Here is an 18534-nt window from a genome sequence, read left to right as displayed (position 1 = left end):
CGGCTGTGGTTTGCGCCTAGCCTGCCGCCCGCTCGCTACGCCGGGCGCACCATCAATCCGATCATTTTTTGAAGAAGGATTCCTTATGTCAGTAATTAACAAAGACACCACATTCCTGGGCTATCGCCGCGAGAACGGCCGCGTCGGCGTGCGCAACCACGTCATCATCCTGCCGCTGGACGACCTGTCCAACGCGGCGGCCGAGGCCGTGGCCCACAACATCAAGGGCTGCATGGCGATCCCGCATCCCTACGGCCGGCTTCAGTTCGGCGCCGACCTGGAGCTGCACTTTCGCACGCTGATAGGCGCGGGCTGCAACCCCAACGTCGCGGCCGTGGTGGTGATAGGCATCGAAGACGGCTGGACCAAAAAAGTCGTCGACGGCATCGCCACCACCGGCAAACCGGTGGTCGGCTTCGGCATCGAGGGCCACGGCGACCACGAGACCATCATGAAGGCCTCCAGGGCGGCGCGTGAGTATGTGCAGTGGGCCAGCGAAAAGCAGCGCGAGGTCTGCGGCATCTCCGAACTCTGGGTCTCCACCAAATGCGGCGAGTCCGACACCACCTCGGGTTGCGGCGCCAATCCCACGGTGGGCAACGCTTTTGACAAGCTGCACCCGCTGGGCAACTACCTGTGCTTCGGCGAAACCTCGGAAATCACCGGCGGCGAAAAAATCGTGGCCGACCGCTGCGCCAACGACGCGGTGCGCGAGCGCTTCATGTTCATGTTCAACCGCTACCAGGACATGATCAACCGCCACAAGACCAGCGACCTGTCCGACTCGCAGCCCACCAAGGGCAACATCGCCGGGGGCCTGACGACCATCGAGGAAAAAGCCCTGGGCAATATCCAGAAGATAGGCAAGGTCTGCACGGTGGACGGCGTCATCGACAAGGCCGAGATGCCCACGCACCCAGGCCTGTGGTTCATGGATTCGTCCAGCGCCGCCGCCGAAATGGTGACCTTGTGCGCCGCCTCCGGTTACGCCGTGCACTTCTTCCCCACGGGCCAGGGCAACGTGATCGGCAACGCCATCGTCCCGGTGATCAAGATCTGCTCCAACCCGCGCACCGTGCGCCTGATGAGCGAGCACATTGACGTGGACACCTCGGGCCTGCTGCAGCGCGAGATCACGCTGGACCAGGCCGGCGACAAGCTGCTGGAGAACATGCTGCGCACGGCCAACGGCCGCCTGACCGCGGCCGAAGCCCTGGGCCACCGCGAGTTCGTGCTGACGCGTCTCTTCGAATCAGCCTAGAGCGGAGGACGCATGGCGCGCATAGTCATCTGTGAATTCATGGACGAGCGCGCCGTGGCGCGGCTTGCGGCGGCGCATGAGGTGCTCTACGACCCGCAGCTGGTGGGCGATGCGGCCCGCCTGCGGGCCGAGGCGGCGACGGCCGACGTGCTGGTCGTGCGCAACCTGACCCAGGTGCGCGGCGAACTGCTGGCCGCGCTCACGCGCTGCAAGGTGGTGGGCCGGCTGGGCGTGGGCCTGGACAACATCGATGTCCCGGCCTGCGAAGCCCGGGGCATCAAGGTCATCCCGGCCACCGGCGCCAATGCGCTCAGCGTGGCCGAATACGTGATCGCCAGCACCATGCTGCTGCTGCGCGGCGCCTTTGCCTCCAGCGCGGCGGTGGCCGCCGGCCAGTGGCCGCGCGCGGCGCTGGGCAACGGGCGCGAGACCGCCGGGCAAACGCTGGGCATCATAGGCTTCGGCTCCATAGGCCAGACCACGGCGCGCCTGGCGCGGGGCCTGGGCATGCAAGTGATCGCTTACGACGCCATGCTGGCGCCCGATGCGCCGGTCTTCGCGCAGGCCGGCGTGCGCTACGCCGCGCTCGATGAGCTCATCGCCGGCGCGGACGCCGTCACGCTGCATGTGCCGTTGGTGGACTCCACACGCGGCCTGTTCAACGCCGAGCGCATTGCCCGCATGAAAAAGGGCGCCGTGCTGGTCAACACCTCGCGCGGGCATATCGTGGACCTGGCAGCCGTGGCCGCAGCCCTCAGGGACGGCCGGCTGGGCGGCGCGGCCATCGATGTCTTCGATGTGGAGCCCCTGCCCGCGACGGCGTCGCTGCAGGATTGCCCCAACTTGGTGCTGACCCCGCATATTTCGGGCGTCAGCACACAATCGAATGAACGTGTATCGTTCATGGTCGCAGAAAAAGTTCTGGAGAGTCTGAGCTGATGGCCCATTTGTCCCTTGAAGAAGCCACCCGCCTCGGCGCGCAGGCCCTGCGCTGCGCGGGCGCGTCCGAAGAAATGGCGCTGAGCACCGCGAAGGCGCTGGTCCGCGCGGACGCGCAAGGCCTGGCCTCGCATGGCCTGAGCCGCGTGCCGCAATACGCCACCCACCTGAGCAACGGCCGCGCCGACGGCCAGGCCGTGCCCGTGGTGGCGCGGAAAAAAGGCGCGACGGTGCTGGTCGATGCCGGGCAAGGCCTGGCCTTTCCGGCCTGCGACCTGGCGATTGCCACGGCCATCACGACAGCGCGCGAGATGGGCGTGTGTTTTGTGGGCATCACCAACAGCCACCACTGCGGCGTATTGATAGACCATCTGCGCGCCGCGGCCGATGCCGGCCTGGTGGGCCTGGGTTTTGCCAACGCGCCGGCGGCCATGCCGGCGGCCGGCGGCAAACACCCGGTGTTCGGCACCAATCCCCTGGCCGCGATCTTTCCGCGCCGTGATGCCGACCCGCTGATGGTCGACCTCTCGCTCAGTGAGGTCGCGCGCGGCAAGGTCATGCTGGCCGCCAAGGAAGGCAAGCCGATTCCGCTGGGCTGGGCACTGGACACCGAGGGCCGGCCCACCACCGACGCGCAGGCGGCGCTGGAAGGCTCCATGCTGCCGCTGGGCGCGGTGAGCAGCCCCAAGGGCTCCATGCTGGCGCTGGTCGTGGAGCTGCTTGTCACCGCCGTGATAGGCGCGCGCTTTTCTTTTGAGGCATCCTCCTTTTTTGTCGATGAAGGCAACCAGCCGCGCATAGGCCAGGCCTTTATCCTGATAGACCCGGGCGCCCTGGCCGGCGCCGACAGCTACTTTGAGCGCATGGAAACCCTGATCGCCGAAATGCTGCAGGACGACGGCGTGCGCCTGGCCGGCGCGCGGCGCATCGCGCTCGAAGCCAAGGCACAGCAGGCGGGGATCACCATCCCCGACGCGCTCAAGTTTCAATTGGATCAGTTAGTCAGTGAGGGATCAGTTGTTTAGTTAAAACTCAAGGAGATTGGCATGAAGCGTCGTGACATCGTATTGGCATCAGCAGGTGCAGCCCTGACGGGCGTTCCGGGCCTGGGGCTGGCCCAGCAGACCTTTCCCAAACCGGGCAGCACCATCAAGTATGTGGTTCCGTTTACGCCCGGCGGCCTGACCGACATGATGGCCCGCACGGTTGCCCAAAAGCTCTCCGAAGCGTGGAAGACCTCCGTGATTGTCGAAAACAAGGCCGGCGGAAACGCGCAGATTGGCGCGGAACAGGTCGCCAAATCAGCGCCCGACGGCAATACGGTGCTCGCCATCACGTTGACGCATGCCGCTAACGTTTCTCTCTATCCCAACGCGCCCTACAGCTTGACCAAGGATTTGCGTCCCGTCGCCCTGCTGGCCAATTCGCCGATGCTGGTGGTTGTCCCCACCGCCAGCCCGATCAAGGACTTCAAGGACCTGATGGCGGTGTCCAAAACCAAGCAACTGAGCGCGGGCTCGAGCGGCAACGGCACACCGGCGCACCTGACCATGGCTTTGTTCAACGAACTGAACAAAACGAAGATGATCCATGTACCCTACCGTGGTGGCGCGCCATCGATGGTCGACCTGATTGGCGGCCAGCTGGACGTGGTCTTTTCCAACTATCCAGAATCGATCGCTCACGTCAAAGGCGGCAAGCTGCGCGCGATCGCCATCTGCAGCCTGGGCCGGCACCCGGGAGTTCCCGATGTTCCCACCGCCCTGGAAGCGGGCATGCCTGGCCTCTTTGTCGAAAACTGGACAGGCGCCATGCTCCCGGCCAAGACACCGGATGACATCGTGGACAAATTCTCGCGCGAGATGATCAAGATCATGTACAGCGCCGAAGTGGAAGAGCGCGCCAAGCAGCAAGGCTTTCGTGTCTCGCAAAAGGGCTCAGACGAGTTCGGCCGCTTCCTGAAAAGCGAAATAGACCGCTGGAGCCGGATTATCAAGACCGCGAAAATCACGCCCACCTGATGTCGCCCGGGCGCCGTGCCCGGCTTTGTAAAACACCGCGGCTGTATTAAAGTGGAAGAAAAAGGCGCTGATTGCGCCTTTTTTCCCAAAGGAGACAGACATGGACAACACGGCGGACACACACGACACCCCCAACACTGCCGGCGCACCGGCCGAAGCCCGCAAAGTCGACCAGTTGCTCGCGCATTACGGCGAAAGCCACCAGAACCCGCGCAACGAGCTGATTCACTTCATCGCCATTCCCCTCATCATGCTGAGCCTGGTCGGCATGCTGTTTGCGCTGCATCCCTATGTGGCCTATGCCTTTGTCGCGGCCAGCATGGTGTACTACGCCCGTCTGTCGGCGGTGTTCTTCATGACCATGGCGGTTTGGTCGGTGCTGTTCCTGGGCTTGGTGTTCGCCATGGGGCCGCTGGTACTGCCGCTCAGCATCGCCATTTTTGTGGGCGCCTGGATCTTGCAATTCATAGGCCACAAGATAGAAGGCAAAAAGCCCTCGTTTTTCGAAGACATCCAGTACCTCTGGGTCGGCCCGCTGTTCGTGCTGAGCAAGCTGTTCGGCAAGCTGGGCATACGCTGGTGATGCATCCAGCTTGAAAAAGCGCCTTTCGCCTCCATGTGGGAGGTTTAAACCTTTTCACAGGTGTTTCGCTTGATCAGCAAAATTCTGCGTTTTTTCCTCAAACTGGTGCTGGGCCTGTTTGCGGCGGTGTTTGCCCTCAGCCTGCTGGCGGCCGCGCTGATCGTCGTGGTGCTGAGCCTGCTGAAGTCCCTGGTCACCGGCCGCAAGCCGGCACCGGCCATGGTGTTTGGCCGCTTCCAGCGCTACTCGCCGCAGGGCATGTGGCCGGGCGGCGCAGGCCGTGAGGCCGGCAACACGGCGCGCACCGACGATGTCGTGGATGTCGAAGTACGCGAAGTGCGTAACGACAAGCGCCTGCCTTAAATCCCTGCCGTCAAGGCGCGCTGGGCTTTTGCCGCAGCACCGCCAGCGTGTTGTTCGCGGCGGCGACGCCCATGTTGACGTAAGCATCGCTGGTGACGCCGCCTATGTGCGGGCTCAGGATGAAACCGGGCTGATGGTGGAAGATGTGCGGCGCCGTCATGGGCTCCACCGCAAAACTGTCGAGCGCGGCCATGCCGACCTGGCCCGACTGCACGGCCGCCAGCAGCGCGGGCTCGTCAACCAGGCCGCCGCGCGCGGTGTTCACCACGATCACGCCTTTTTTGCACTGTGCCAGCGTGTTCGCGTTCAGCAACTGCTTGTTGTCGGCCGTCAACGGGCAGTGCAGGGAAATGACGTCGGACTCGCGCCAGAGCGTGTCCAGGTCAACGGGCTGAATATAGGCCGGCAGGTTTTTGGCAAAAGGATCAAACCCCAGAACGCGCATGCCCATGGCGTCGCACATCTTCGCGAAGCGTAGGCCTATGGCACCCAGGCCGATCAGGCCTATGCTGCGCCCGCCCAGCTCTACGCTCTTATGTGTGGCCTTGTCCCAGTGGCCCGCGTGCATGCGGCTGTTGAGCTGGACCACCGACTTGGCGCAGGCCAGCAACAGGGCCAGCGCCTGCTCGGCGACCGCGGCCGCGTTGGCGCCCACGGCGGCGGTGACTTCAATGCCGCGCGCGGCGGCCGCCGCCTTGTCAATGGTGTCCGTGCCGCTGCCATGTTTGGAGATGACTTTGAGGGCCGGCGCGGCATCCATGACCTCGAGCGTGATGCTGCTGTAACGCACGATGATGGCCACCGGGTTGTGGCGCTGGCACAGGGCCACCAGGTCGGCCACCTGCGGCGCCCTGCCGGCGTAGACCACCTCAAAGTCCTCGAGCAAGGCCAGCGCCTGGGGGGCCAGGTCGGCGGCGGTGACCAGGATGGCGGGCTTGGCGCTCACAGGCTTTCCCCTGCCTGCAGCACGCCGGCGGCCACCAATGACTCATTCAGCCAGGGCGCGCTGGTTTTGCCTTCCTTGATCTGGGCGATGCGTTTGGCCTCGGCCGCCACCTTGTGCGCCGCCAGCGGCAGCAGCGATTCAATCTTTTCGCGCTCGACCACGACCACGCCGTCGCCGTCGCCGCTGATGAAGTCGCCGGGATTGACCGTTACACCGCCCACCGACACCGGATGGCCGATGCGGCCGCCCGCCTGCTTGGTCGGGCCGTTGGGATTGGTGCCGACCGAGAACACCGGGTAGTCCATCTCGTCGATCTCCAGGCTGTCGCGCACCGCGCCGTCGATCACCACAGCGGCCAGTCCCAGCTGACGGCATGCCGTCATCATGATGGTGCCCATGAGCGCGCTGGTCTGGTCGCCTTTGCCGTCAATCACTAACACGTCGCCCGGCCGGGCCAGCGCCATGGCGGCATGGATCATGAGGTTGTCGCCCGGGCGGACCTCGACGGTGAAAGCCGTGCCGGCGAACTTCATGCGCGGGCGCAGGGCCTTGATGCGGCCGTGCAGCGCGCCGCGCCGGCCCGCCACGTCGGCCAGGATGGCGGGCTGGTATTGCGCGGCCTGCGCGACGATGTCGGCGGGTACGCGGTCGAAGTTTTTAATGATGTTGCGCTGGTTCATGGATGTGTTCAATAAGGAAGTGTTGGAAAACTTGCCTGGCGTTCTCAATCCAGCTTGGCGCCGGACTCTTTGACGACTGGTGCCCAGCGCGTGATTTCCGCCTTGATCAGCGCGCCCAACTGTTCAGGTGTTCCACCCAGCACGGCGGCGCCCTGGTCACCGAGTTTTTTCTTGACGTCGGCGGTTTGCAGCGCCTTGTTGAGTTCGGTGTTCAGGCGCAGCACGATGTCTTTGGGCACGGCCGCGGGCGCCACGACGCCGAACCAGGTCACCGCCTCGAAACCCCTGTAGCCCGACTCGGCCACCGTCGGCACCTGCGGCAGGTCGTCCACGCGCTTGAGGGACGTGACGGCGATGGCGCGCATCTTGCCGTTCTTGATGTGGCCCAGCAGCGTGGGCACCGATGACATATACAGCTGCACCTGGCCGCCTATGACGTCGGTTGCCGCCTGGGCCATGCCTTTGTACGGCACGTGGATGAATTTGACCCCCGCCGTCTTCTGCAACAACTCGCTGGCTAGGTGGGCCACGGTGCCGTTGCCGGGGGATGCGAAGTTGAGGGACCCTGGTTTGGCCTTGCTGGCATTGACCACGTCGGCCAGCGTTTTGTAGGGTGAATCGGCGGCCACCACCAGCACCAGCGGCGCACTGGCCACCAGGCCGACCGGCGCCAGGTCCTTGACCGGGTCATAGGGCATCTTGCTGTAAAGCGCGGGGTTGATGGCCAGGTTGCTGGTTTGCCCCAGCGCCAGCGTGTAACCGTCGGGGGCCGCCTTGGCCGCGGTGTCCACACCCAGGTTGCCGCCGCTGCCCGGCCTGTTGTCGATCACAAAAGTCCAGCCCAGCGTGGTGGACAGCTTTTGGGCCACCTCCCGCGCAATGATGTCCGTGCCCCCGCCCGCCGGGAAAGGCACGACCAGGCGTATCGGTTTGTTGGGGTAGGCCTGCTGGGCCAGTGCGGGTATCGCCAGCATGGCAAGCAAGGCAGCCAGCAAGCTGCGGCGCAGAAAAATCATGAAATGTCTCCGTTGTTATGAACTCGCCCGCAAATTGTCATGCAGCGTTCCGTTTGTTAAAATACAGTTTCATCTGTCGCAACAAGGTTCATGTCATGAGCGCATCCCCGCCCAACACCCCTGGCCCGGCCGCAGAAGAAGAATCCACGGGTGTCAGCGCCGTCACCCGCGCGCTGCGGCTGCTGGAGGCCTTCGGCACCAGCGATGCCCAGCTGACCCTGGCCGAGTTAAGCCGCCGCACCGGCATGCACAAGACCACGGCGCTGCGCATCGCCCGCACGCTGGCGACGGACCATTACCTGGTGCAGAAGGAAGACGGCAGCTGGCGGCTGGGCCGGGCCGCCGGCTGGCTGGGCGCCTGCTACCAGGCGACCTTCAACGTGCATGAAGTGGTGGAACCCGTGCTGCGGGAACTCACCATAGAAACCGGCGAAAGCGCCTCGTTTTATGTGCGCGAAGGCAACCAGCGCACTTGCCTGGCCCGGGTTGACGGGCCGCGCACCATTCGCCACCACGTGCGTGTCGGCATCGGGCTGCCGCTGGACCTGGGCGCGCCGGGCCGGGTGATCCTGGCTTTTTCGGGTGAGCCCGGCGAGCCCTATGAAACGATCCGCCAGCGCGGCTACCACCTGTCGCTGGGCGAACGTGAGCCGGAGGTGTCCAGCGTGTCGGCGCCGGTGTTCAGCATGGGATGGCGGCTGCTGGGCTCGGTCTGTATTTCAGGGCCGACCTCGCGCCTGACGGAGCCGCGCCTGAAAGAGCTGGCCCAAACCGTGATCCGGGCGGCCAACCAGCTGTCCTATGCGCTGGCGGGAAGCCGCAAACCCGGTCCCGGGACGGCAGGGACCCCGGCCGCGTGGCATCCCTAGGATTGTTTGCTGCATCTGGCCCATCTGGTAATTGGAAGAATTACCCGCATTTACATCCCGGAAACCAAAGCGCCCGAACCAAACCCCGGGCATCGCGCTCATACTGGGGACCAAGGGTTTTCACTTATTAGCCTTGCGCTATCCGAGTCATTGAACCTATTGCTTAGCACTCTCTCTAACAGAGTGCTAATATTTAGCACTAGAGAAAAGGAGTTCTGCAGTGTCATATGCTCTTTCCCCCCAATCGCTGACCGCTGCCGTGGCCGTGCCCCAATCGGGCGCCGTCGCAGCCGTCAACCCTTGGTCGCTGGTTCCCCCACTGGGCAACCTGGACGCTTACATTTCCGCCGTCAATCGCCTGCCCATGCTCACCCTGGAGCAGGAGCAGGAATACGCCAAAAACCTCAAGGAAAACAACGATCTGGACTCGGCCGGTAAGTTGGTGCTCTCTCACTTGCGCCTGGTGGTGTCGATTTCGCGCAAATACCTGGGCTACGGCCTGCCGCACGGCGACCTGATCCAGGAAGGCAATATCGGCCTGATGAAGGCCGTCAAGCGCTTCGACCCGGACCAGAATGTGCGCCTGGTGAGCTATGCCATGCACTGGATCAAAGCCGAGATCCATGAGTACATCCTGAAGAACTGGCGCATGGTCAAGGTCGCCACGACCAAGGCCCAGCGCAAGCTGTTTTTCAACCTGCGCTCCATGAAGCAGGGTTTCAAGGACGACGCCGACGTGGCGACGCACCGCGACACGCTGACCGAAGGCCAGATCGACTCCATGGCCAAGACGCTGAACGTCAAGCGCGAGGAAGTCATAGAGATGGAGCAGCGCATGTCGGGCGGCGACGTGCTGCTGGACCCCAGTCCCGGTGATGACGGCGAGGACGCTTTCGGCCCCATCGCCTACCTGGCCGACGCGACGCAGGAGCCGACCGCGCTGATGGAATCGCGCCAGCGCGACAACCTGGCTTCGGACGGCATCACGGCCGCGCTGGAAGAACTGGATCCGCGCGCCCGCCGCATCGTGGAAGAGCGCTGGCTCAAGGTGAACGACGACGGTTCGGGCGGCATGACGCTGCACGACCTGGCCGCCGAGTACAAGGTCAGCGCCGAACGGATCCGCCAGATCGAAGTGGCGGCCATGAAGAAAATGAAGAAGGTGCTGGCCGCTTACGCCTGAAGCGCTTTCACCCACCGCGTTCTTCGCAAAGCCCGCAGCGTCAAAACTGCGGGCTTTTTTGTGGGCGCGTGTTGCCTGAAAACACTTTCGGCACTCTCAATACGGCCTGCAGCGTGATTTGCTGCACTAAATTGCAGTTGCTCGCACGCACCAACGCAAATTTAAAACGCAATTTGTTACGCATAGTCGCACAATGAATTTGTGCTGATCCTTAACGCGCTTTCAGGCCTGCCAAGGCGTGTTCAGCGGTTCATGCGCGCCCTCTTCCCTGTTTTCTCCGTGGGTTGTTTCCGGGGAATGTTGGCGGCGTACCTGCTGGGTGCGGCCATGCCGGGATGGGCGCAGCCAGGCGCCGACGCGCGGCTGCCGGTGCTTCAGCTCAACGCGCCCGACGGCCAGATCGAACTGGCCGAACACAGCCAGTTCTGGATCGACGTGACCGGCAAGGCCGTGCTGGAACAGGTGGAAGCCTGGGAGTACGACCTGCCGTTTGCGATGCGGCCGGCCGGCCACACCGCCATGCTGGAGGGCAAGGTGATGTGGGTACGCTTTAACGCCATGCAGCCCGACCTGTCGCAGCGCTGGGCGCTGGAAGTGAGCAGCGCCGGCGTGGACCGCGTGAGCCTGCATTACCGCGACGCCGCCGGGAACTGGGTCGAACAAAAGGCGGGCGACAAAATCCCGGTGAACCAGTGGCCGCGCCCCGACCGCTTTCCGGTCTTCGACCTGGACAGCGAGCAGACGCGGCCGGTCACCTATTTCATACGCATAGAGCAGGCGCGCAGGCCGTTTTCAGCGCCTCTTTACATCTACAAGCACCCTGCCCTGCTGGCGCAGCGCATGCAGGAGCAGTTTCTGCTGGGCGCCTACTTCGGCCTGGCGCTGCTGATGGCCCTGGTGGCCGCCGCCAATGCCGTGGCATTCAGGGACAGGAGTTTCGCCGCCTATGCCGTTTACATCGGCGCGCTGGCGGCGGCGCAGGCCGCGTTGCTGGGCATAGGCGGGCAATACCTCTGGCCGGACTGGCCGACCTGGAACGACCTTTCGGCCTTTTTGCTGCCGGTGCTGGCAACCTGCAGCGGCCTCTGGTTTGCCCGTGTGGTGACCCGCCCGCGCCAGTTCTCGGCCGTGCTGGACTGGCTGTCGCTCAGGCTGATCACCGTGCTGGCGCTGCTGACGCTGCTGGACACAGCGCTGCCGACACGCGCGGGCTTTATCGCCGTCACGGCCCTGATCGTCGCGGCCTTGGTGCTGATCTGCGTCATGGTGTTCATCGCCTGGCGAGGCGGCGAGCCCACCATGCGCTGGATCGCGCTGGGCTTTGTGCCGGTCGCGGTCGCGGTGCCCTTTCCCATACTGCGCGACCTGGGCCTGATCCCGATCAGCTTCCTCACCCAGTATGGCCTCACCCTGGGCGCGGCGCTGGAAACACCGCTGCTGTTTTACGGCCTGTTGCGGCGGGGCGCGCAGCGCCGCGAAGCCCGGGCGCGCGCCGCGGCGCTGGCGCAAACCGAGCCGCTCACCGGCCTGAGCAACCTGCACACCTTCGAGGCGCGGCTGCAGGAGGCCTTGCTGCGCTCCAGCCGCTACGGGCACCGCAGCGCGCTGCTGATGATCGAGCTCTCCAACCATGGCTGGTTCGCCAGGGAGCACGGGCGGCAGATTGCCGACTACGCGCTGGTGCTGGCAGGTTCCTGCCTGCGCAAACTCGCGCGCGACATCGACATCGCCGCGCGCGTCGGCGACAGCGAGTTTGCCTTGTTGATAGAAGGGCCGGTGACCGCCGCGCAGGCCGTGGCCGCGGCCACCCAGCTGGTGGCGCGCGCGCTGCAGCCATCCGATTTACTGCCCGTGGGCTCGCACCTGAAGCTGCACGTCGCGATCGCCATGGTGCCGGACGCGCAGTGCGGCGCGCAGCCGGACGCCGCGCTGCATGTGGCTTACATGCTCAAGTCCCTGCGCGAGATGCCGGCCAACACGCGCAAGTCCATCAAGACGGTGAATTTTTAACCGGGCTGCTCAGGAGTTCTTCAGCAGCAGGCGGATGTCGGACGCCAGCATTTCCGCGCCGCCGCCATAACGGTTGTACAGGCGTATGCGGCCCTTGCCGTCAAAGACATAGCTGCCCGCGGAGTGGTCCATGGTGTAGCTGCCGGGGGTCTTGCCGTCGACCTTTTTGTAATAGACCTTGAAGTCCTTGGCGACTTCCGGCAACTGGGCCATGGTGGGGCGCAGTGCCAGGAAGCCCGGGTCGAAGTTGCCCATATAGGCCTTGAGCAGCTCGGGCGTGTCGCGCTCGGGGTCGACGGTGATGAAGATGGCCTGCAGCTTGTCGCCGTCGGGGCCCAGCAGCTTCTTGACCTGGGCCAGCTCGGCCATGGAGGTCGGGCAGACGTCGGGGCACTGCGTGAAACCGAAGAAGACCACGACCACCTTGCCGGGGAAATCCTTGAGCGTGCGCACCTGGCCGTTGTGGTCGGCCAGCGTGAAGCCCTGCGCATAGTCGGCGCCGGTCAGGTCTATGCTTTTGAACTGCGGCTTGTCGGGCGCGCAGGCCGCCAGCAGGCAGGCCGTGGCCGCGAGCGCGGCGCCGCCGGCCAGGGTTCGAATCGCGCCGCGGCGCGTGGGCGGCAAGGTGTTTGGGGTTTTCATACGGGATTCAGACAAGGTAGTGGTCCAGCAGCAGTGCCGCGAACAAGGCCGAAAGATGGATCAGCGAAAAGCGGAATGTCTTGCGCGCCAGCGCATCGGAATAGTTGCGCCACAGGCGCCAGCCGTACCAGCTAAAGCCCATGCTCAGCGCCACGGCGGCCACCAGGTAAAGCCAGCCGCTCATCTTGAAGATGAAAGGCATCAGGCAGGCCGGAAACAGCACCAGCGTGTACAAAAATACCTGCAGGCGCGTGAAGGCGTTGCCGTGGGTGACGGGCAGCATGGGCAGGCCGGACTTGCGGTAATCCTCGACGCGGTACAGCGCCAGCGCCCAGAAATGCGGCGGCGTCCAGAGGAAGATGATCAGGAAGAGGATCAGCGCCTCGGGGCCGACCGAGCCCGTCATCGCGGCCCAGCCCAGCACCGGCGGCATGGCGCCCGAGGCACCGCCGATCACGATGTTCTGCGGCGTCATGGGCTTGAGGATCACGGTGTAGACCACCGCATAGCCGATGAAGGTGGCAAAGGTCAGCCACATGGTGAGCGGGTTCACCCACACGTACAGGATCCAGGAGCCCAGCGCGCACAGCGCGGCCGAAAAGGCCAGCGTGAGCGGGTTGCTGAGCTCGCCCTTGGCCGTGGGACGCCAGGCGGTGCGGCGCATGCGCGCGTCGATATGCTGCTCGACCAGGCAGTTAAAGGCCGCGGCGGCCCCGGCAACCAGCCAGATGCCGGCGCAGGCGATGAGCGCGAGCCTGACGTCGGGCCAGGTGGGAACGCCGGGAACGGCCAGCACCATGCCGATCAGCGCGCAGAACACAATGAGCTGCACCACACGCGGCTTGGTCAGCGCATAGAACTGCGCGAACTTCGACGGAACGTGGGGCGCGGCGGAAGCCGGGGCGGCGGACGGGGTACTGGGGTTCATGGGGAGTCGCTAGACCTTCAATTTTGACGCATGTGGCGCCGGGGCTCGCCGCGGCCGGAAAAGACCACGCCGCCGAGCACAATGACCAGGGCCGCGGCGCCACCGGTGTGCATGACGGCGGCCAGCAAAGGCCAGCCCAGCACGGCGTTGCTGATGCCGGTCACGGCCTGCAGCACGATGAGCCCGGCCAGCCAGCGCGCGGGCGCGCGAAACGCCGGCAGGCGGTGCAGAAAGAAAGCCAGCACGAGGAACACGGCAAACACCAGGTAGGCCGTGAGGCGGTGCACATAGTGGATGGCCGTGAGCGCCTGGAAGCTGATGTTGGCGCCGTCATGGCCCGCGCCCAGCTCGCGCCACAGCGTGAAACCCTGGCGAAAGTCCATGGCCGGCCACAGCGAGTTCTGGCAGCCCGGAAAGTCCGTGCAAGCCAGCACCGCGTAATTGGTGCTGACCCAGCCGCCCAGGGCGATCTGCAGCCACAGCAAGGCAAACGCGGCCAGCGCGGCCAGGCGCAGGCCCTTGCCCAAACCCTGGGCCGGCGGCGCCTGCAGCCCGGCATAACGCAGCGATTGCGCGCGCAGCAAAGCCAGCAGCACCAGGCCGCCCAGCAAATGCAGGGTGACGATGGCGGGGAACAATTTCATGGTGACGGTGAGCGCACCGAAAGCGCCTTGCAAACACACCCACACCAAGGTGACAGTGGGCCACCAGGGCGAGACGGCTATGCGCTTGCGCTCCAGCCAGCTGGTCACCGTGAGCGTGAGGATCAGCACACCGACGCCCGTCGCGAGATAGCGGTGGACCATCTCGATCCAGGCTTTCGAATGCGTGACCGGCCCGGTCGGCATCGCGGTCTGCGCGGCCTCGATATGCATTTGCGCGCCCACCGGGCTCGCGCTGCCGTAGCAGCCCGGCCAGTCGGGGCAACCGAGGCCCGAATCGGTGAGCCGGGTGAAGGCGCCGAAGATCACCAAGTCAAAAGTGAGGAACAGCGTGACCAGCGTCAGCACGCGCAGGCGCTGCGCCACCGGCGCGTTCTTGTTGTGCGCCCAGACCCAGGCCAGCGGCCCGAGCGCGACCACCAGGCCCATGATCATCAGGCGCAGGGCGGGGCTCAGGTCGTAAAGGGCGGTACTGGACATGGTGTGATGTGAGACAGGCGTTAAGCCGGCTTCGCCGGTTTAACGACCCTCCTTGTCCCAGCTGCTCGAGGCGCGCAGCAGGCGCTCCAGGTCGCGCTTGGCCTTGGCCGCGGCGGCGGTATCCATGTCGGCCGGGAAACGCATCATCAAATTGCCGATGGGGTCGACCAGGTAGAGGTGGTCTTCCAGGCGCTTGCCGGCGGCGGGCTCCAGCCACTGCGCCAGTTCGGCCGGTGCCACGCGCAGCACGGCCGAGGAGGCCAGTGCCGGCAGCAGCGCATCGCGCACGGGCGCGTCGTCGGCGACCAGCCAGACGCGGTCCACGCGCTCTTTTTCCTTGCCCAGCGACTCGCGCAGCTGGCGCTGGAAATACAGGTTCTGTTCGCAGCGCGCATCACAGGCGCCGCCGGCCACGCTGATCAGCAGCCACTGGTTCTTGAGCGCCGTCAGCGTGCCGGTGCGGCCGTCAAGCGCGCGCGTGGCCAGCGGCGGCAGCGGACGCTGCGGGTCTATCAGTTCGCCGAAATTGCGGCGGCCTTCAGGCCGGACCACGTAGTAGGTGAAATAGGAGGCGACCACCGGGGCGGCGCACACCAGCAGCACGGCCAGCATCTTCCAGCGGCCGGCGACGGTGTTCGGCTCGCGCGTGCTGGACTGGTCCAGCACGGGCATGGTGTGCACGGTCAGGCCCAGGGGCTGGTCCTGTGAGGCGGGCACAGTGGCAGAGTTGGGGGAGGTGTCAGGCGTAGTGGTCACGGCAGTTGATCGCGGCTTGTTGGGCGGCGTGAGTGGATACGGGCACGGAAAGGAAGAACCAGCTGAAACCAGCCATAAAGAATGCTCACCAGGGCGCACAGGCCGAACCACTGGAAGGCATAACCGTAGTGCTTGTCGACGCCGAGATTCGGGGCAGCCCATTCGCGCAGAAGGCCTTCGCTGGCCGCGCCGGTCTGCAGCAGGGAAACCTCCAGCAGCGGCAGGCCGGTTTGCGCCCGGTAGGCCGGCAAGTCAAGATTTTGCCGTATCCGGCCGGTCTCTATGCCCTGGAACTCATAAAGTTTGGAAGGTGGCGAGGCGATACGGCCCTCCACGGTGACGCTGCCGGTGGGCGTCGCCACCTGCGGCAGGCGCGTGCGGTCGGCGAAATCGCGCGGCACCCAGCCGCGCTGGACCACGATGGCCTGGGCGCTGCCTTCCAGCACCAGCGGCGTGAGCACCACAAAACCGGTCTTGCCGGCCATGGGCCGGTTGTCGAGGTAGACCGTGTGTTCCGGCCGCCAGTTGCCCTTGAGCACGGCCGGCCGGTGTATCTCATCCGCCATGTTCGGGACCGCGAGCAGCGCGCGCGCATCGAGCGCGGGCAGGCGGCCCTTGGACTCGACGGCGGCCTGCAGGGCTTCCTTCTGCGCGGCACGGCGCAGCTGCCACTGCCCCAGCGAGAAGGTGGTGCCGGCCACCAGCACGGCGGCCGCGGTCAGCAGCCAGAAGCGCGGGGAATGCAAAGCCGGTGTCATGCGCCGATAATCCTGTTCATGAACTACCTCGTTGCACTGGCGTTTATCGCCATCCTGGCCAGCCTGGCTTCCGCGCTTTTTTTCATGCTCAGGGGCAGCAGCGGCGACAACAAGGACGGCAAGCGCAAAGCCAGCAATATGGCGCGCGCGCTGGCCTTCCGTATCGGGTTCTCTGTGCTGCTGTTCATCTGCATTCTGATTGCGTGGAAGCTCGGTTACATACAGCCCACCGGTATTCCCGCGGGCAAATAAACGTCACGCCAGGTGGCGAAATAAAGAACAAAGGCCGCATCAAGCGGCCTTTGGTTGAGCGGCCTGGGCCGCGATTGGTTCCAAAGAACCTGTTCACGACCTAAACGGGGCCGCGTTGGGGTGCAATCGGGATGAGTGGGCCGACCGGGAACGCCGCATGGGCTAATGCCCATGCAAGGGCTCGGGTGGCTCAATCGCCCGATTTCACCCCAACCCGGAGGGCAAGTGCCTTCTCGGGCGGTCTGCGGCGTTGCGGCGCTAGCCCATAGGTGAACTATGGGCGTCGCACCGCGCCTTGCATCCCATCCCGAGAAGGTACTTGCGCGGCCCCGTTTAGGCCGCGAACAGGTTCTTACAGCCAGTACACCAGGATGTACAGGCCCAGCCAAACGACGTCCACAAAGTGCCAGTACCAGGCGGCGCCTTCAAAGCCGAAGTGCTTTTCAGGCGTGAAATGGCCTTTTTGCAGGCGCAGCGTGATGAACAGCAGCATCAGCATGCCGACGAACACGTGAAAGCCGTGGAAACCCGTGAGCATGAAGAAGGTCGAGCCGTACACGCCGGACGACAGCTTCAGGTTCATCTCATGGTAGGCATGGAAGTACTCATAGCCCTGCACGAACAGGAAGACCACGCCGAGCAGAACCGTGGCCCACATAAAGGCGATGGTGCGGGCGCGCTTGCCTTCGATCAGCGCATGGTGGGCGATGGTGATGGTGACGCCGGAGCTCAGCAGCAGCGCGGTGTTGACCGTCGGCAGGGAGCCCATGATGCTGGCCCAGATGCCGCCGCCAATGGCCAGCGGCTTCATGGCGGTGAATGGCTCGATGATGTCAGCGGGGGAAGCGGTCACGCCGGCGGCCAGGCTGGGCCAGACGGCCTTGAAGTCGGGCCAGAGCAGCGCGTTGTCCAGGCTGCCCAGCGCGGGCAGCGAGTGCGCGCGGGCCCACCACAGGGCGGTGAAGAAGGCGCCGAAGAACATCACTTCCGAGAAGATGAACCAGCTCATGCTCCAGCGGAAGGACATGTCGATCTTGCGGCCGTACATGCCGCCTTCGCTTTCGGCGATGGACTGGCTGAACCAGCGGTACAGCGTCGTCAGCCACCAGATCATGCCGAAGGCCACCGACCATTTGCCCCAGTCGTGGCCGTTGATCCATTGGCTGGCACCGAGAATGACAAAAAACAGGCCGATAGACGCCATCACCGGATGGCTCGATGGGCTGGGAACGAAATAGTGGGGGGTAGACCCGTGGGTTGCTGATGACATCGCTGGACTCCTGTTTTTCTCTCGAATTTCCAATAATCTTTTAATTCACACCGTGATGCGCTGGCGGATGCGGCCTCAGCGCGCGACCATCCACTTCGCCAGCAGCACCAGGACTGCGACAAATACCACCACGGCGATCAGCCCGACCACAATGATGTGGAGGGGGTTCAAATTTTTCACGTCTTCCTCGTAATCGCCGCGCGCGCGCAGCCCCACGAAAGACCAGGCCACGGCCTTGACCGTGCGCCAGAAGGAAGGTTTTTTGGCGGGTGCGGCGGCCATGCTGCTCATGCGCCTGCCTGTTTTTCAGGTACCGCGGCGGCCGTCGTCGCCTTGGGCGTGGCCGGTGCGGCCGGCGTCTTGCCGCCGACTTCAAAAAAAGTATAGGACAGCGTGATGGTGCTCACGTCTTTCGACAGCTTCGGGTCGATGACAAAGGCCACCGGCCACTGCTTTTTCTCGCCGGGCGCCAGGGTGTACTGGCTGAAGCAGAAGCATTCCAGCTTGTTGAAGTGGGCGCCGGCCTGCGCGGGCGCGTAGCTGGGAATGGCCTGGGCTGACATGGTCCGGTTCTGCACGTTCTGGAATTCGTACATCACCGTGGTCAGCTCGCCGGGATGCACCTGCAGCGTGTTTGTCGCGGGCTTGAATTGCCAGGGGCCGCGCGAATTCGCGTCGAACTCGACGGTGATGGTGCGGCTGAAGTCCACCTGGGTATTGGCCGGCAGGCTGGAAGTCGCCCCGGGAATCTGACGGTCGGACAGGGCCAGCACGTTGATGCCGGTCATCTCGCAAATCGCCTTGTAAAGCGGCACCAGCGCATAACCGAAGGCGAACATGCCGAGCACGATCACGCCCAGCTTGCCCATCATCTTGAAGTTTTCGCGCTTGAGCCGCATCACAGTGGTATCGCTT

General features: G+C 64.6%; 21 protein-coding genes. 10 read left to right on the top strand and 11 right to left on the bottom strand.

The genetic code is table 11. The features are described from left to right. Positions 1-85 precede the first annotated feature (85 nt). From ACEN9P_RS16105 to ACEN9P_RS16080, 6 genes are all read left to right on the top strand, one after another. Entirely contained in the window at positions 86-1261 is a 1176-nt protein-coding gene (locus ACEN9P_RS16105; RefSeq protein ID WP_007862871.1) for a UxaA family hydrolase, read from the top strand. A gap of 12 nt (positions 1262-1273) precedes the next feature. Beyond that, entirely contained in the window at positions 1274-2200 is a 927-nt protein-coding gene (locus ACEN9P_RS16100; protein WP_477662343.1) for a hydroxyacid dehydrogenase, read from the top strand. Next, positions 2200-3225: an Ldh family oxidoreductase gene (locus ACEN9P_RS16095; RefSeq protein WP_477662344.1), complete on the top strand. Its 1026-nt coding sequence runs from the start codon at positions 2200-2202 to the stop codon at positions 3223-3225. The genes ACEN9P_RS16100 and ACEN9P_RS16095 overlap by 1 nt, the downstream gene beginning before the upstream one ends. 21 nt (positions 3226-3246) lie before the next feature. Beyond that, complete coding sequence (locus ACEN9P_RS16090; RefSeq protein ID WP_074576576.1) at positions 3247-4221, top strand: Bug family tripartite tricarboxylate transporter substrate binding protein; 975 nt, start codon at positions 3247-3249, stop codon at positions 4219-4221. 100 nt (positions 4222-4321) lie between these two features. Then, entirely contained in the window at positions 4322-4804 is a 483-nt protein-coding gene (locus ACEN9P_RS16085; protein WP_477662345.1) for an Mpo1 family 2-hydroxy fatty acid dioxygenase, read from the top strand. A gap of 69 nt (positions 4805-4873) precedes the next feature. After that, a complete protein-coding gene (locus ACEN9P_RS16080) occupies positions 4874-5167 on the top strand; it encodes a hypothetical protein (RefSeq protein WP_477700933.1) in 294 nt (97 codons plus the stop codon). 10 nt (positions 5168-5177) lie between these two features. Here the strand turns inward: ACEN9P_RS16080 and ACEN9P_RS16075 are convergent, their stop codons facing one another. From ACEN9P_RS16075 to ACEN9P_RS16065, 3 genes are read right to left on the bottom strand one after another with little or no spacing between them, the layout of a single operon-like run. Continuing rightward, positions 5178-6113: an NAD(P)-dependent oxidoreductase gene (locus ACEN9P_RS16075; protein WP_495619797.1), complete on the bottom strand. Its 936-nt coding sequence runs from the start codon at positions 6111-6113 to the stop codon at positions 5178-5180. Next, a complete protein-coding gene (locus ACEN9P_RS16070) occupies positions 6110-6793 on the bottom strand; it encodes an RraA family protein (protein WP_495619796.1) in 684 nt (227 codons plus the stop codon). The genes ACEN9P_RS16075 and ACEN9P_RS16070 overlap by 4 nt, the downstream gene beginning before the upstream one ends. 44 nt (positions 6794-6837) lie before the next feature. After that, positions 6838-7809, bottom strand: coding sequence for a Bug family tripartite tricarboxylate transporter substrate binding protein (locus ACEN9P_RS16065; protein WP_477662349.1), 972 nt, complete (start codon positions 7807-7809; stop codon positions 6838-6840). 95 nt (positions 7810-7904) lie between these two features. Between ACEN9P_RS16065 and ACEN9P_RS16060 the strand changes: the two genes are divergently transcribed. From ACEN9P_RS16060 to ACEN9P_RS16050, 3 genes are all read left to right on the top strand, one after another. Then, entirely contained in the window at positions 7905-8678 is a 774-nt protein-coding gene (locus tag ACEN9P_RS16060; RefSeq protein ID WP_477662350.1) for an IclR family transcriptional regulator, read from the top strand. 220 nt (positions 8679-8898) lie between these two features. Continuing rightward, the gene (gene rpoH / locus ACEN9P_RS16055; RefSeq protein WP_007862907.1) at positions 8899-9861 is read left to right on the top strand and encodes an RNA polymerase sigma factor RpoH; all 963 of its coding nucleotides are present in this window, start codon (positions 8899-8901) and stop codon (positions 9859-9861) included. A gap of 297 nt (positions 9862-10158) precedes the next feature. Next, positions 10159-11871, top strand: coding sequence for a 7TM diverse intracellular signaling domain-containing protein (locus tag ACEN9P_RS16050; protein ID WP_495619795.1), 1713 nt, complete (start codon positions 10159-10161; stop codon positions 11869-11871). Positions 11872-11880: 9 nt separating this feature from the next. Here the strand turns inward: ACEN9P_RS16050 and ACEN9P_RS16045 are convergent, their stop codons facing one another. Genes ACEN9P_RS16045 through ACEN9P_RS16025 form a run of 5 tightly spaced genes read right to left on the bottom strand, consistent with a single transcriptional unit; the run spans position 11881 to position 16097 of the window. After that, the gene (locus tag ACEN9P_RS16045; protein ID WP_495619794.1) at positions 11881-12513 is read right to left on the bottom strand and encodes an SCO family protein; all 633 of its coding nucleotides are present in this window, start codon (positions 12511-12513) and stop codon (positions 11881-11883) included. 7 nt (positions 12514-12520) lie between these two features. Then, a complete protein-coding gene (cyoE, locus tag ACEN9P_RS16040) occupies positions 12521-13441 on the bottom strand; it encodes a heme o synthase (protein ID WP_477662353.1) in 921 nt (306 codons plus the stop codon). Positions 13442-13458: 17 nt separating this feature from the next. Beyond that, positions 13459-14583 (bottom strand): COX15/CtaA family protein, encoded by a 1125-nt coding sequence (locus tag ACEN9P_RS16035; protein WP_477662354.1) that lies wholly within the window; start codon positions 14581-14583, stop codon positions 13459-13461. A gap of 39 nt (positions 14584-14622) precedes the next feature. Beyond that, a complete protein-coding gene (locus ACEN9P_RS16030; RefSeq protein ID WP_495619793.1) occupies positions 14623-15300 on the bottom strand; it encodes a redox-active disulfide-containing membrane protein in 678 nt (225 codons plus the stop codon). A 35-nt stretch (positions 15301-15335) separates the two neighbouring features. Continuing rightward, complete coding sequence (locus ACEN9P_RS16025; protein ID WP_495619792.1) at positions 15336-16097, bottom strand: SURF1 family protein; 762 nt, start codon at positions 16095-16097, stop codon at positions 15336-15338. Between the two features lie 18 nt (positions 16098-16115). Here ACEN9P_RS16025 and ACEN9P_RS16020 point away from each other — a divergent pair, with 18 nt between their 5' ends. After that, positions 16116-16349, top strand: a complete 234-nt coding sequence (locus ACEN9P_RS16020; RefSeq protein WP_477662356.1) for a twin transmembrane helix small protein — start codon at positions 16116-16118, stop codon at positions 16347-16349. A 352-nt stretch (positions 16350-16701) separates the two neighbouring features. Here ACEN9P_RS16020 and ACEN9P_RS16015 read toward each other — a convergent pair whose 3' ends face one another. The 3 genes from ACEN9P_RS16015 to ACEN9P_RS16005 all read right to left on the bottom strand — a co-directional run bounded on the left by ACEN9P_RS16015 (position 16702) and on the right by ACEN9P_RS16005 (position 18518). Further along, entirely contained in the window at positions 16702-17619 is a 918-nt protein-coding gene (locus ACEN9P_RS16015) for a cytochrome c oxidase subunit 3 (RefSeq protein ID WP_413325275.1), read from the bottom strand. Positions 17620-17694: 75 nt separating this feature from the next. Continuing rightward, positions 17695-17910 carry a DUF2970 domain-containing protein gene (locus ACEN9P_RS16010; protein WP_074576540.1) on the bottom strand — a complete coding sequence of 72 codons (216 nt, stop codon included), beginning with the start codon at positions 17908-17910 and terminating at the stop codon, positions 17695-17697. Beyond that, positions 17907-18518: a cytochrome c oxidase assembly protein gene (locus ACEN9P_RS16005; protein ID WP_477662357.1), complete on the bottom strand. Its 612-nt coding sequence runs from the start codon at positions 18516-18518 to the stop codon at positions 17907-17909. Before ACEN9P_RS16005 ends, ACEN9P_RS16010 begins: the two co-directional genes overlap by 4 nt. Positions 18519-18534 lie beyond the last annotated feature (16 nt).

The sequence above is a fragment of the Polaromonas sp. Polasp52 genome, assembly GCF_059491565.1.
This window is presented reverse-complemented; position numbering and strand designations above follow the sequence as displayed.